The 12751-nt window shown below is 54.2% G+C and carries 10 protein-coding genes; 7 read left to right on the plus strand and 3 right to left on the minus strand.

All coding sequences use genetic code 11. The features are described 5' to 3' along the window. The coding region (locus QJQ48_RS02060; protein ID WP_346289522.1) for an SPFH domain-containing protein at nucleotides 1–467 on the minus strand (467 nt) is incomplete at its 3' end. Between the two features lie 15 nt (nucleotides 468–482). Beyond that, nucleotides 483–905, minus strand: coding sequence for an NfeD family protein (locus tag QJQ48_RS02065; protein ID WP_346289523.1), 423 nt, complete (start codon nucleotides 903–905; stop codon nucleotides 483–485). 182 nt (nucleotides 906–1087) lie between these two features. Here QJQ48_RS02065 and QJQ48_RS02070 point away from each other — a divergent pair, with 182 nt between their 5' ends. From QJQ48_RS02070 to QJQ48_RS02085, 4 genes are all read left to right on the plus strand, one after another. Then, nucleotides 1088–2911, plus strand: a complete 1824-nt coding sequence (locus QJQ48_RS02070; protein WP_346289524.1) for a PP2C family protein-serine/threonine phosphatase — start codon at nucleotides 1088–1090, stop codon at nucleotides 2909–2911. A 127-nt stretch (nucleotides 2912–3038) separates the two neighbouring features. Then, nucleotides 3039–3278, plus strand: a complete 240-nt coding sequence (locus tag QJQ48_RS02075) for a ferredoxin-thioredoxin reductase variable chain (RefSeq protein WP_346289525.1) — start codon at nucleotides 3039–3041, stop codon at nucleotides 3276–3278. A 591-nt stretch (nucleotides 3279–3869) separates the two neighbouring features. Next, on the plus strand, nucleotides 3870–5021 hold the full coding sequence (locus QJQ48_RS02080; protein ID WP_346289526.1) for an NAD-dependent epimerase/dehydratase family protein: 1152 nt from the start codon (nucleotides 3870–3872) through the stop codon (nucleotides 5019–5021). A gap of 124 nt (nucleotides 5022–5145) precedes the next feature. Continuing rightward, nucleotides 5146–6279, plus strand: a complete 1134-nt coding sequence (locus tag QJQ48_RS02085) for a glycosyltransferase family 4 protein (protein ID WP_346289527.1) — start codon at nucleotides 5146–5148, stop codon at nucleotides 6277–6279. Here QJQ48_RS02085 and QJQ48_RS02090 read toward each other — a convergent pair. Further along, complete coding sequence (locus tag QJQ48_RS02090) at nucleotides 6276–7247, minus strand: CHAD domain-containing protein (protein ID WP_346289528.1); 972 nt, start codon at nucleotides 7245–7247, stop codon at nucleotides 6276–6278. The genes QJQ48_RS02085 and QJQ48_RS02090 overlap by 4 nt on opposite strands. A 244-nt stretch (nucleotides 7248–7491) precedes the next feature. Here QJQ48_RS02090 and QJQ48_RS02095 point away from each other — a divergent pair, with 244 nt between their 5' ends. The 3 genes from QJQ48_RS02095 (at nucleotide 7492) to QJQ48_RS02105 (ending at nucleotide 12610) form a co-directional block, all read left to right on the plus strand. Then, nucleotides 7492–8628 (plus strand): esterase-like activity of phytase family protein, encoded by a 1137-nt coding sequence (locus tag QJQ48_RS02095; protein WP_346289529.1) that lies wholly within the window; start codon nucleotides 7492–7494, stop codon nucleotides 8626–8628. Nucleotides 8629–8856: 228 nt separating this feature from the next. Then, a complete protein-coding gene (locus tag QJQ48_RS02100; protein ID WP_346289530.1) occupies nucleotides 8857–11685 on the plus strand; it encodes a CHAT domain-containing protein in 2829 nt (942 codons plus the stop codon). Between the two features lie 112 nt (nucleotides 11686–11797). After that, nucleotides 11798–12610: an SDR family NAD(P)-dependent oxidoreductase gene (locus QJQ48_RS02105; RefSeq protein ID WP_346289531.1), complete on the plus strand. Its 813-nt coding sequence runs from the start codon at nucleotides 11798–11800 to the stop codon at nucleotides 12608–12610. Nucleotides 12611–12751 lie beyond the last annotated feature (141 nt).

Below are 12751 nucleotides of genomic sequence, written 5' to 3' on the forward strand. Positions count from 1 at the left end.
CCTTGACCTGCTTTGGAAGTGGCGGGCGAGACCAGTTCTCGCAGCAGCAGCTCGTTGATTTCAGAGCGGGCGGTGAAGGTTTCGTCCAGTTCCAGCTTGCCCATCTCCGCCCGAATCTGGGTCAGTACCAGATTGACCATTGCCGATTGTAGGCTCTCGACCTTGTAGTAAGCCTTTTCGATATCGACAATGCGCCAGTAGACGACGGCGTCAACGCTAATTGAAACGTTGTCGCGGGTGATGCACTGCTGCGGCGGCACGTCTAAAACCCGTTCTCGAATCGTCTGCTTGTAGACAATTTTGTCTACAAATGGCACTAAAAAGTTGAGGCCAGGGGACAGCTTTTTACCGTTGTATTTACCCAGGGTTTCTACCAAGGCTTCGTCGCTTTGGTTGACAATTTTGACAGAGCTGGCGGCAATAGAGCCGCCAAAAATTAAAACAATCAAAAACGTAAACGGATTCATAGTTTAAATTCCTAATTAATGCAGTTCACTTTCAGGTAGAACCAGCAGCGTATTGCCGTTGCGACCCACGACTAAAACGGGCTGATCGGCGGCGATCGCCAGCCGATTGTCTTCACAGCGGGCCTGCCAGGAGTTGCCTTCATATAACACTCTTCCCGGCTGGCCGGGGGCAATCGAAGTTAGGGTGCGGGCTTCAGTAGAGTCCATCAGAATGCGGGGGGTCTTTTGCGGCACGAGTCGCTTCAGCAAAAACAGCAGCGCCAGCGAAAAGACCATCCACAGTCCCACCTGAAACTCGAACTGCGGTACAACTGGCGTTAACAGGGCTGTTAAGAAAGCGCTAATTCCTAGAGCAGATTCTATAAACTCTGTAGGCACTAGCAGCTCCATCATGCAGAGCGCCGCCCCCACTAAAACCCAAAACAAGGCAAGGCTCATGGTTTAATCGAGTTCTCTCAAATAAGTAATTCACAAGATTCGAGGTCAATTCCGCAGATTTCATCTCTGACGACAACGGCCTATTTGCAAAAATCCTCTAGGATTAATCTAGCCTTTCCGTCTGAGTCTGGAAGCTCCGGTTAACTTGTTGTAAGGGTACCCGTCGTCATCCTCCTGCGCCTATGACCCGCTCTGAGTCGCCGTCTACTCCTCAAAAACGCTATCTCTGGGTTACCGGAACCGCAGCCGAGACGATTGCTGTAGGAGACACTTTTGGCGATCGCTATCGGGTTGTCGCTCCGGGAATTTGGCTGGATCTAACCCCAGCAGCGGCTATTGCACCGCCTCCTGACCTGCCAGAAGCCGCTGTTCCCTATCTCAAGGCCTATCCCCAGCGGCTACACGTCCCAGGGGTCTACGATGTCCTCAAAACTGAAGCCCAGGCGGATTTACTACTGCTGGAAAACGCCCCGATCAACCGGGGCGGACAGCTCTATCCGGCCCTGAAAACAGTTTGGGCAATGACGCCGCCCGCCCGGCAGGCGTACTGGCTCTGGCAGCTTTGGCAGCTCTGGCAACCGCTCTGTGAACTGGGGGTGGCAGCGAGTCTGCTCTCGCTGGAAGATGAGGTGCGCGTGGAGGGCTGGCGGGTGCGGCTGCGGCAGTTTGTGGCAGTGCCGACGCCTAGTTTGGCTGACTTGGCTGAAGCTTGGCAAGGGCTGGTGGCGGGGGCGCGTCTGCCCCTGGTAGACGGATTGCGTAGCCTCGTTGAGCAGCTGCGCCATCCTCAAGTCGCCGCCGATGAGATTACGGCTCAGCTTAACCGCCTGCTGCTGAACCTGACTGCAACCGCGTCGCTGCAGCTCCAGACTACGGGACTCACCAGTGCTGGCCCCAGCCAAGTGCGCAACGAAGATGCTTGCTACCCTGACCATAGCAGCGCCAAGCGATCGCGTACCGCAGCGCCGCCAGTGCCTAATATCGCCATTGTCTGCGATGGCGTGGGCGGGCACGAAGGGGGAGAAGTGGCGAGTCAAATTGTGGTGCGATCGCTGCAGCTCCAGCTCCAAGCTTTTCTGCGGGAAACCCTAGAGCAAGAAGATATTCTGACGCCTGATCTGGTGGCGGAACAGCTCGAAGCCGGAATTCGCGTCATCAACAACCTGATTGCCAGCCAGAATGACAGTCAAGGCCGCGCCGATCGCCAGCGCATGGGCACCACCTTGGTCATGGCGCTGCAGCTACCCCAGCGCATCCGCACCGCCAGCGGCTGGAAGGCCACCAACGAGCTATATATCGTGCATGTGGGAGACAGCCGCGCCTACTGGATCACGCCGGAATACTGTCATTTGCTGACGGTTGATGATAGCTTGGCAAACCGGGAAGTCAGCGCTGCCCATAGCCTATCGGCAATAGCGCAACAGCAGGAAAACGCCGCAGCGCTCACCCAGGCGATCGGTACTCGCGAGTCTAGCCTGCTGCATCCTCACATTCAGCGATTTGTGATTGAAGAGAGCGGGGTGTTGCTGCTGTGTTCTGACGGTCTTAGCGACAATCAGCGGGTGGAAGAATCTTGGGCCAACTACATTGGCCTGATTGTAAAAGATATTGTGTCTCTAGAAGCGGCAGCAGAATCTTGGCTAGAGCTAGCCAATCAGAAGAACGGCCATGACAATACGGCTGTGGCGCTGATGCGCTGCAGTCTGGGGCCAGAAACAACCGCTACTGATCCGACCGGACGCTTAGCGACGCTGCAGGATACGCTGTCTTACGAAATGACGGAAGCCTCTAGGGCACTGCTCTATGGCGAGACAGATCAAAGCGAGGATGGGGCCGATCTAGAGGTTTCAGATAATGAAGCCTCATCGCAAAAGTCCTGGCTCAGCGCCCTCTCAGTGCTGATTTTGCTGGCTCTGGCGGCGGGGGCTTTGTGGTGGTGGCTGAGCCGTTCTAGTCTGCAACCTGTCCCAGCGCCAGAGTCTAGCCCGGTTGAGACGCTGGAGTGACCTAACAGCAGGATTCCTGATTCCTGAGGCTAGGATGGGGCAATCCTGTGCAAAGATAATAAGGTTGCAAGCCCATCAGTCTATCAGCGCTGTAGAGGCGGTTCGAAGGTCAGTATTCAATACGCTTATGAAAGTTGGCGATCGCGTTCGCGTTAAAACCTCAATTACGTTTTATAATCACCCCCTCCATCGCAACCAGCCCTTTGACGCTAATGGGTTAGAAGGTACGATCGTACAAATTTTAGATGAATGGCAGGGCAGAAAAATTAGTGCCAATTTCCCGGTTTGCGTAGAGTTTCCGGTAGAAGAGTCGAAGCGAAATTTTAAGGCTCACTTCCGAGAAGATGAAGTCGAGGCGGTGGCGTAGCTGTGCCGCTCGCTGTGCCGATGAATAAAGGCTAACGCTTGTCCCCTTGCCTGTCAGGGGGATTTTTGTGGGTTTACCCTTCCACCAGCGGCTTGACCATCCTTACTTTTTATCAAAATTAAGGCTTTGAAAAATAGCTGCAGCTCGGTTGGCTGATATATCGTCTCAAGCTGAAAGCGCTGCCGGTTTTGCCATGCTGGCAAAGCCTGTTCCTAATCTAGCTCTTGCAAAAGGTAGATAAAAATCAGGCTTATAGCGTCAATAAAAATCTCTAAACCTTCCCTGAGTCAAAGCGGCAGCTAATTTTAGTTAAAAGTCGCCGGCATAGCCTGTGAGGTTGCTCTGCCCATCGTTTGCGTTGGTAGGCGATCGCCCCTAGGATCAAAGGTGCTGTTGCCCCAAAATCAAAGTTTTGCTGCGCCATGACCTTTGATTGTCAGGTGCTTAACTCTGCTTTTTGGAACTCAGTCCAGCTCATTTTTGAGGGGTAGTTGTGTCGTCGTAACCTGGTAAACTACCTATCATCTTCTGATGATCCTTGGGTTGTCAGACTGAGCGAGTGTCAGCATAAAAGTTTAAAGCTTGAGTCAAATGAGAGTCCTAGTTATTGGCGGTGATGGATACTGCGGTTGGGCAACTGCGCTCTACCTTTCTAACCAAGGTCACGACGTTGCCATTCTAGATAGCTTGGTGCGGCGGCATTGGGACATGGAGCTATGCGTTGAAACCTTAACACCCATTGCTCCCATCCAGGCTAGGCTGCAGCGGTGGCAAGATCTAACAGGTAAGTCAATCGATCTGTTTGTAGGCGATATCAACAACTACGCCTTCCTGAAAGAGGCCATGCTCAAGTTTGAGCCAGAGGCAGTAGTCCATTTTGGCGAGCAGCGTTCGGCGCCCTTCTCCATGATTGACCGAGAACATGCGGTTCTCACCCAGGTCAACAACGTAGTTGGCACCCTCAATCTGCTCTACGTGATTCGTGAGCATTTCCCTGACTGCCACCTGGTTAAGCTAGGGACAATGGGCGAATATGGCACCCCCAACATCGATATTGAAGAAGGCTATATCACCATTGAGCACAATGGTCGCAAAGATACCCTGCCCTATCCTAAGCAGCCTGGCTCTTTCTATCACCTCAGCAAAGTCCACGACTCCCACAATATTCACTTTGCCTGCAAGATTTGGGGGCTGCGGGCTACTGATCTAAACCAGGGCATTGTCTACGGCGTCCTCACCGAAGAAACGGGAATGGATGAGCTGTTAATCAATCGGCTCGACTATGACGGTGTCTTCGGCACAGCCCTCAACCGCTTTTGTATTCAAGCCGCCATCGGTCATCCGCTGACGGTATACGGTTCGGGTGGACAAACCCGCGGACTGCTCGATATCCGTGACACGGTGCGCTGCATTGAGATTGCGGTGAGTAATCCAGCCGATCGGGGTGAGTTCCGCGTCTTCAACCAGTTCACTGAAATGTTCAGCATCTCTGATTTGGCGATGATGGTGCAGAAGGCAGGCACAGCTATGGGGGTAAAGGTTGAAATTAACAATCTTGAAAACCCACGGGTAGAGCTAGAAGAACACTACTTCAATGCCAAGAACACCAAGCTGAAGGATTTGGGGCTAGAGCCGCACTACCTCTCAGACTCGCTGCTGGATTCGTTGCTTAACTTTGCCGTCAAGTACAAATCGCGGGTAGACGAGAAGCAGATTCTACCCAAAGTTAAGTGGAATAAATAGCTAAAAGGGGGATAGTGGGGCTGAATACCTGCTATCCCCTTTTTTCATCATCTGCTGATTCGTTCCCTTTTAGCTCTGTTGCCTCTTTTAAGCCGACTCGCCTATCCCCAGCTCCGAAACTCGTATGCGTATTGCTCTATTTACCGAAACGTTTCTCCCCAAGGTCGATGGTATTGTCACTCGCTTAAAGCACACGGTTGAACACCTGCAGCGCCAGGGCAATGAGGTCGTGGTGTTTTGCCCAGATGGGGGACTGCGAGAGTACAAGGGATCTCGAATTTGCGGTATTCCAGGCTTTCCGCTGCCTCTATATCCAGAGTTGAAGCTGGCTTTCCCCAGACCCTTGATTCGGGCCTATTTGGAAGAGTTCAAGCCCGATTTGATTCATGTGGTCAATCCGGCCTTCTTGGGCGTTTCGGGGATTTACTACAGCAAAGTGCTGAATATCCCGCTGGTGGCGTCTTACCATACCCATCTGCCTAAATATTTAGAGCACTACGGCCTAGGTATGTTTGAAGGTGTGCTGTGGGAGCTGCTCAAGGCCATGCACAACCAGGCAGCGGTCAATCTCTGCACCTCGACGGCGATGCAGAGTGAGCTGAGCGATCACGGTATTGAGCGGGTTGAGGTGTGGCAGCGAGGAGTCGATACCGATCTATTTCGGCCAGAGTTGGCAAGTCAGGAAATGCGATCGCGTCTGAGTCAGGGGCATCCAGAAGCGCCGCTGCTGCTCTATATTGGTCGGCTCTCGGCTGAGAAAGAGGTGGATCGGATCAAGCCTGTTTTAGAATCAATTCCGGGGGCGCGCTTAGCCTTAGTGGGAGATGGCCCCTACCGCGAGGAGCTGGAAAAGCACTTTGCCGGAACGGCGACCAACTTTGTGGGCTATTTAGCAGGCGAAGAGTTAGCAGCCGCCTATGCCTCTGCCGATGTCTTTGTCTTTCCTTCCCGTACGGAAACCCTAGGACTGGTGCTGCTAGAGGCAATGGCGGCAGGCTGTCCGGTGGTAGCAGCCGACTCTGGCGGCATTCCCGATATTGTCACCAACGGCGTCAACGGCTTCATGTTTGATCCGGCTGACGAGCAAGGAGCTATTACGGCCGCTCAGCGCCTGTTCGCCGCCAAGACGGAGCGAGAGCTGATGCGCCGCAGTGCCCGGTTAGAAGCTGAGAAATGGGGCTGGGCCGCCGCTACAGGTCAGCTGCAGCAGTTCTATCAAAAAGTGCTGCTAGAAGCTTCGATGCCGCTGGCGGCTTAGGCGATCGCCAAACTTTTCAACAATGCCGACTTATCTAGGCGCTTCCTCGCAGGCTGGTGAGCCTTCGTTTGCCAAGCGTCCCAGTAGGTTTCTAGCCGCCGGGTCAGGTGCTTGGGCTTCTCGGCATAGAGACGCTCACCTAAAAACCGGGCGGCTGTTTGCAGTTCGGCTTGGCGGTGGTCAATTAGCGTAATTAGAACTTCGAGCTGCTCATTGCCCTGCAGGCGCTTGGGCTGACTAAGAATAAACTGCCGCAGCACGGCTAAATCGTGGTCGTCGCCCAGATAGTCGGCTAAAGTGCTGGCCTGCTTGGCCCAAGCTTTCATCATGTCGGGCCAGAGGGGCCTGAGCAGGCGCAGATCGTACCAAAAATATTTCACCCGCTTGCGCCACTCGTGCATATTTTCAGCGGTGTTGTCTTTGTAAGCGGCATGAAAGGCTTTCAAGCCGCGCCCGTAGGTCTTGTCAATGTTGGGTTTTAGGGCGGACCAGCGGTGGTGCTTGAGCGGCCAGGTGGCAATGCGATCGCGGGCAATCTCTAGCTGAGGCAGCACCATGTCTACGGCACTTTCTTCCTGGATTACATAGTGCTGAGTGGCTTCGCTGTAGGCGTCTAAAGCTCTGCGGACTGAGCTAAAGGCATCTGACTCGACGGTGTCAGCAAAATGCTGTGCTAAGGCTTCTAGCGTGTTGATGCGAACCTGCGCGTCCCGCACTTCTGAGAGTTGGCGTCCGGCCTCACGAAAGCAGCTATTCTCCTGCTGATAGACGGCTTCGCCCAGCTCACTACGCACCAAACGGATGACCGCCCGAATTTTCTTGAAGCGCTTGCGGGCATCGTGAATGGCTTCTTCTTGGTTGTCGGTGGTTTGATGGGCTAGCTGAGCGATCGCCTTATCTAGCTGTTCCCTTGCAATCCGCCTAATGCCGTCTGGCAAGGATTCTTTAGTGGTGAGTCGATAAGACATAGGTTTGAGCAGATTTCAATAGGGGAATGGATTATTCATATTAATCGAAGCTCAACCGGCTGCCCTCTGTCTCAGACATGACTGAGCCATGTTCTCCGCAAAGCTTTTTGGGATCTAGCTGCAGTAAAAGCCTCTCTCAGAAAAGCGTTAGAATTCTGGTGCTATCGTCTGCTGCTGGGTCAACCAGACTGTTGACTCAGAGTTGGTGTTTGCTAAGTGCAGAGAGTATGGATTGCAGGTTGGTATGGGCAGGCTATTTCAATTAATTGCGGTGCTGCTGAGCTTTGTAGGCAGCTTCTTCCTTACAAGCTGCTCTCTTCCTCAGGTGAGCGCTGAAGATCGGCTATTTCTAGATCTATCGCTAGACTATCTAGGTCGCTACGAGCTGCCGCAGCAGGACTTCGAAGGGACGACTGTAGGCGGACTTTCCGCAATTACCTATGACGTCCAGCGCGATCGCTTTTATGTCCTATCTGACGATCGCGGCAATATCGCTCCGCCGCGCTTTTATACGCTGCGGCTAGATGTCCCCACCGCACCAACTACGACTTTAGGACAAATCGCCATTGAGCAGGTGACTCAGCTCCAAGATGCTGCGGGTAAACCCTATGCCCCCAATCAGCTCGATCCTGAAGGGCTGGCCCTCTCGCCTCGCCAAAGCCTATTTGTCGTCAGCGAAGGCGATACGGCAGATATCCCCCAGCTCAACGAATACGATCTAGACGGCGGCCAGCTGCAAACCCGTTTTCGCCTCCCAGAACGTTACCTGCCAGAGGAGTCAGCCGCCAAGGGGGTCCAAAACAATCTCAGCTTTGAGTCTTTGACGATTAATGCTCTGCCGGGCAGTGCGGCTTGGGTAGAACCTTTTCGCGTCTTTTTGGCTACCGAAGGGCCGCTGCAGCAGGATCTAGACGCTGATGTTGCGATCGCCCCTAAAAATCGCTTCCTGCACTATCTCATCGGTCAGGATCAGTCTACGCTGATTTCAGAACATCTCTACCCGCTGGATATGGGACCAACCGGAACCTTGCTGACGGGGCTGAGTGAGCTGCTGACCCTAGATCAAGGGGGACATTTCCTGGCGATGGAGCGCTCTTTGGGCTTCAAAGGCTTTGATATTCGCCTATATCAGCTCTCCTCAGGCGGTGCCACCGATATTTCCACGGTTGAGAGTCTCAAAGGGGATGTGAGCGGTATTCAACCAATTCAAAAGCGTCTGCTCCTGAACCTGGCCGATTTGGATGTGCCGCTCGATAACTTTGAAGGGATGACGCTGGGACCAGACCTGCCTGGCGGCGATCGCAGCTTAATTTTAATTAGCGACAACAATTTTGAGGCCGATCAACCCACTCAGGTACTGGCATTTCGCCTAAAACAGTAGTTTCAAATCCCGAACAGCAAGCTGATCAATTTGTGGATAAGGCGTGGCTAGTTAAAAAGACAGGACCGATAGGGCTGAGCGAACAGAAAGCAATCTTGGCGGCTTTAGTGGAAATGTTTGTCGAATCAGCGATCGCCCTTTGCAAACAATTCTAAAACCTGGCGGAAAGGCTAGAGCCGTTGTCGAAGCAAGATCATAGGTATGGCTCTGTAGCTCAGGAGGTCAGGAATGTCACGGCCCGACCGCGATCGCGCTTTCTATCGCTTCAGAACAACGGTCATTGCGGCTGCCAGTCTGTTAGCCATAAGCGGCAGTCGTGTTGCTCCCCTGCGGGCTCAAACTACCAACCCCAACCAGCCGACCACCGGCCAGCCGCCTACCGGCCAACCCACTACCGGCACCGGCCAGGTGGAAATATTTGAGCGTGATCCCGATATTCTGCCACCCGATCTAGCTCCTGCCGCCAACTTAACTACCCCTTGGCTGCTAGCTGACGGTCAGCCAGTTTTGGTGGGCGAGCCGCTGGGCCTAGCCCCCGCGATTGAACCCGTTGCCATTATTCGCGGCATTCTGCCAGAAGCGCCCTTGCTTAAGCTGGAGCCGACCAGCCCGGTAGATATCGCGCCTGCCTATCTACCCACTGGACTGCGGTTAGGGAGAGGACTCTTGGAGTTAGACCCTAGCTTATTTGCCAATTTTGATGCTTTGAATCTGGGACCGCTGACGCCCACGATTTTAATTCTGCCGGGTGAAGGTGGCAGCACCACCGTTCAGTATCAGATTATCTCGCCGGCCAACATTCCCAATCAGCCCCAAGTGGGTAGTGGGCCAGTGCAGACCCTGGCCCTATCGCCGCAGATGCAGTCCTGTCCCACCCTGCTGGAAACTCTGCGAGAAACAGCTCAGGAGCAGTCCCCCAGCCTCTACACGCCTCTCATTGAGTGCTACCAGCAGAATCTGGCGGTAGCCCGCGAATACCAAAATGCCGCTTGGGAAACTTACGCCCTCAACAACCTAGCCTCAATTCACTTTGTCCTGGCCGACTATGCTCAAGCCCTCAGCCACTATCAAGACCTTTTAGCCCTATCGCAAGCTCGCTCAAACTCAGTTGAGGCAGGAATGGCTCAGTCGGGAATCGGCGCTACCCATGCAGCGCTAGGCGACTATGAAAGCGCGATCGCTCACTATCAGTCTGCCTTAGCCCAGCTCCCCGAAGCCATTGTGCCGCAGTGGCGATCGCTGACTCTGCGGAACCTGGGCAGTGCCTACCTGGCTCAAAATCAGCTCCAGCCAGCGTTAGAGCAGCAGCAACAGGCACTGGTCTTAGCGAAATCGATTCAAGATCGCTATGGAGAAGCTCAGGCTTTAGGAAATTTGGGCCATACCTACAGTCGCTTAGAACGCTATGGAGAGGCGGTGGCAGCATATGAGCAGAGTTTAGCGATCGCCCAGGCTATCACCGATCCGCTGCAAACCGCTCAGGCATGGTTGGGCTTGGGGACGGTTTATAGCTACCAGCAGCAGTTTACTCAGGCGGAGGCCCCTTACCGAAAAGCGTTGCAGCTATCGCAGACCCTGGGAGCCAAGCTAGGGGAAGGCATTGCCCTAAATAATTTAGGCGATGTGCTGTCTCAACTGCAGCGCTTTAGCGAAGCCGAGAGGCTGCTCTATCAGGGCGTGACGGTGTGGGAGTCGCTGCGAGCCGGACTGGGCAATAACGACAGCTTCAAGGTGTCAATTTTTGAAACTCAGGCCGATACCTATCGCAATCTGCAGACAGTGCTAGTAGCGCAAGAGAAGTCTCTGCCAGCCCTAGAAGTGTCCGAGCGTGGCCGGGCTAGAGCCTTTGTAGAACTGATGGCGCGGCGGCTCGATCGCCCGCAGGCCAGCCTAGCAGCTCCCAACGTTCGCCAGATTCAGCAGATTGCCGCTGCCCAAAACACCACGATTGTTACCTACAGCATTCTGCGAGATCAGTTTGTTCAAACCCCCCACAGCGCCGCTGTTCAGTTCACTCAGGAGGCCCAAGAAACCACGCTGTTGATCTGGGTGGTGCAGCCCAGCGGCGCGATCGCTCTGCGGCAGGTCAACCTCCAAACTGACAGATCGCTGATAGAGCAGGTGAGAGCAGTGCGAACCGCTTTAGGGGCCGGGGGCGATCGCAGTATCGGTGTTGTCGCCTCGCCTCAGCCTGTCAGTCAGGCAACAACGCCGCTGCGTGAGCTGCATCAGCGCCTAATTGCTCCCATCGCTGATTTACTGCCTGGGGATGCCTCGGCCCCAGTGGTGTTTATTCCCCAAGAAACCTTGTTTTTAGTGCCCTTCGCGGCCCTGCAGGATAGCACTGGCGAATATTTAGTGCAGCGTCATACTCTGCTGACCGCCCCGTCTATTCAAACCCTGTCCTTGACGCAGCAGCTCAACCAGCAGCAGTTTTCCCCCACCATGTCGGCGCTGATTGTGGGCAATCCAGCTATGCCCGCTTTACCAAATGCTACACGATCTCCCTTAGCCGCTCTGCCCGGTGCGGCCACAGAAGCGCAGGCGATCGCCCAGTTGCTCAACACCCAGGCCCTAGTGGGGGCTGCCGCTAGCGAAACCGCTGTCAAGCAGCAGCTCTCCCAGGCGCGGCTGGTTCACCTGGCAACTCACGGTTTACTGGAGGATATTCCTGACCTGGGGATACCGGGGGCTTTAGCGCTGGCTCCCGGTGCTGGAGCCGACGGCTGGCTGACGGCGAGCGAAATTTTTAACCTGCAGCTTCAGGCTGATCTGGTGGTGCTGAGTGCTTGTGATACCGGGCGCGGCACGATTACCGGCGACGGCGTGATAGGCCTCTCGCGATCGCTGATGGCGGCGGGGACTCCTAGCGTTTTGGTTTCGCTGTGGGCCATTTCCGACACCTCTACGGTTGATTTGATGACCACTTTCTACCAGCAACTCCAGCAAACTCCCAGCTACGCCCAGGCACTGAGACAGGCCATGTTAACAACGATGCAGCAATATCCCCACCCACGCGACTGGGCCGCTTTTACCCTATCGGGCCAATCCCAGTAAATACGCGGTTATCAACTTTTTTACTTTTACTCCCTAAAGTTTAGGTCAAGGTGGTCAAGCCCAGTACTGAAGCTTTTGACTACCGACATTTTCACTGAAGGAGATTTCAGAAATGTCTCAAGATCTAAGCTGTCAAGTCATGGTGCCGTCACCCGTAGCGGCTTCGGCCTTTGAAGATACGCTGCCTATGCCAGCGCTGACTGGCCGACTCACGGGCAAGGTGGCGATTATCACTTGCGTCGATACGCCTTTTCGGGCGGGGATTGCCCAGCGCTTTGGCGCTGAGGGCGCTCACGTCGTCGTCAACGGTCAGAGCGAAGAATCTTTGCACCGGGTAGTGAGCTACCTGCGGCGTAAGGGCTGCTCGGCCAGTTCGTATCTGGGTAATCTAGCCCAGCCTGAACATGCACTGCACTGTGTCCAAACGGCGATTCGCCAGTATGGTCAGATTGATAGTCTGATCTGCGGGGCTGAACCTCCCTCTTGGGCTTCTTTAGATAGCTATTTGATCAGCGAGTTTGATCAGGTCCTAGATATCCTGCGATCGACTTTCCTGATGATTAAATATTCGCTGCCCTACCTGAAGCAGACTTATGGCAGCATTATTGCGATCGCCTCTGAAACCAGCCTGGAGCATCCAGAAGCCGCTCCCTATGGGCTGGCGATGCAGGCCTGGATTACCGCCTTTATTGAGCGCTTCAATCAGGTGCAGTCTCACAGCGGTATTCGCGCTCACTGTCTTTGCTCCAAGCTAAAGCACTGGAATGACGATCTAACGCCAGTGGCTGAGCCGGAAGATGCTTTTGTCTTGCCGCCGGAAGAAGTGTCGCGGATGTGTGCCTATCTGGCTTCGGAGCAGGGGCGCAACGTCAGCGGTGCCCGCTACTTCTTTCAGTCGCAAATGTTCTCTGGCTTTAGAGCCTGATCGGCGATCGCTAAATGGCTCTAGATCTGACAGCTCTTTACCTATCTTTTTGTCCTACCTATCTTGTCCTAGCTTGTGAAAGCCAGTCCTGACAAGCCTTGGGCTGGCCCATCCCCAAATGCTATTACCAAAAATGTATAG

The sequence above is a fragment of the Sphaerothrix gracilis Ecp01 genome (assembly GCF_030405905.1).
GTDB lineage: Bacteria > Cyanobacteriota > Cyanobacteriia > Phormidesmidales > Phormidesmidaceae > Sphaerothrix > Sphaerothrix gracilis.

Bases quoted from the DNA above. Each gene is read 5' to 3' on its own strand.
- QJQ48_RS02100 (WP_346289530.1), top strand. From the start codon at position 8,857: ATGTCACGGCCCGACCGCGATCGCGCTTTCTATCGCTTCAGAACAACG.
- QJQ48_RS02070 (WP_346289524.1), top strand. From the start codon at position 1,088: ATGACCCGCTCTGAGTCGCCGTCTACTCCTCAAAAACGCTATCTCTGG.
- QJQ48_RS02080 (WP_346289526.1), top strand. From the start codon at position 3,870: ATGAGAGTCCTAGTTATTGGCGGTGATGGATACTGCGGTTGGGCAACT.
- QJQ48_RS02090 (WP_346289528.1), bottom strand. From the start codon at position 7,247: ATGTCTTATCGACTCACCACTAAAGAATCCTTGCCAGACGGCATTAGG.
- QJQ48_RS02085 (WP_346289527.1), top strand. From the start codon at position 5,146: ATGCGTATTGCTCTATTTACCGAAACGTTTCTCCCCAAGGTCGATGGT.
- QJQ48_RS02065 (WP_346289523.1), bottom strand. From the start codon at position 905: ATGAGCCTTGCCTTGTTTTGGGTTTTAGTGGGGGCGGCGCTCTGCATG.
- QJQ48_RS02075 (WP_346289525.1), top strand. From the start codon at position 3,039: ATGAAAGTTGGCGATCGCGTTCGCGTTAAAACCTCAATTACGTTTTAT.
- QJQ48_RS02095 (WP_346289529.1), top strand. From the start codon at position 7,492: ATGGGCAGGCTATTTCAATTAATTGCGGTGCTGCTGAGCTTTGTAGGC.
- QJQ48_RS02105 (WP_346289531.1), top strand. From the start codon at position 11,798: ATGTCTCAAGATCTAAGCTGTCAAGTCATGGTGCCGTCACCCGTAGCG.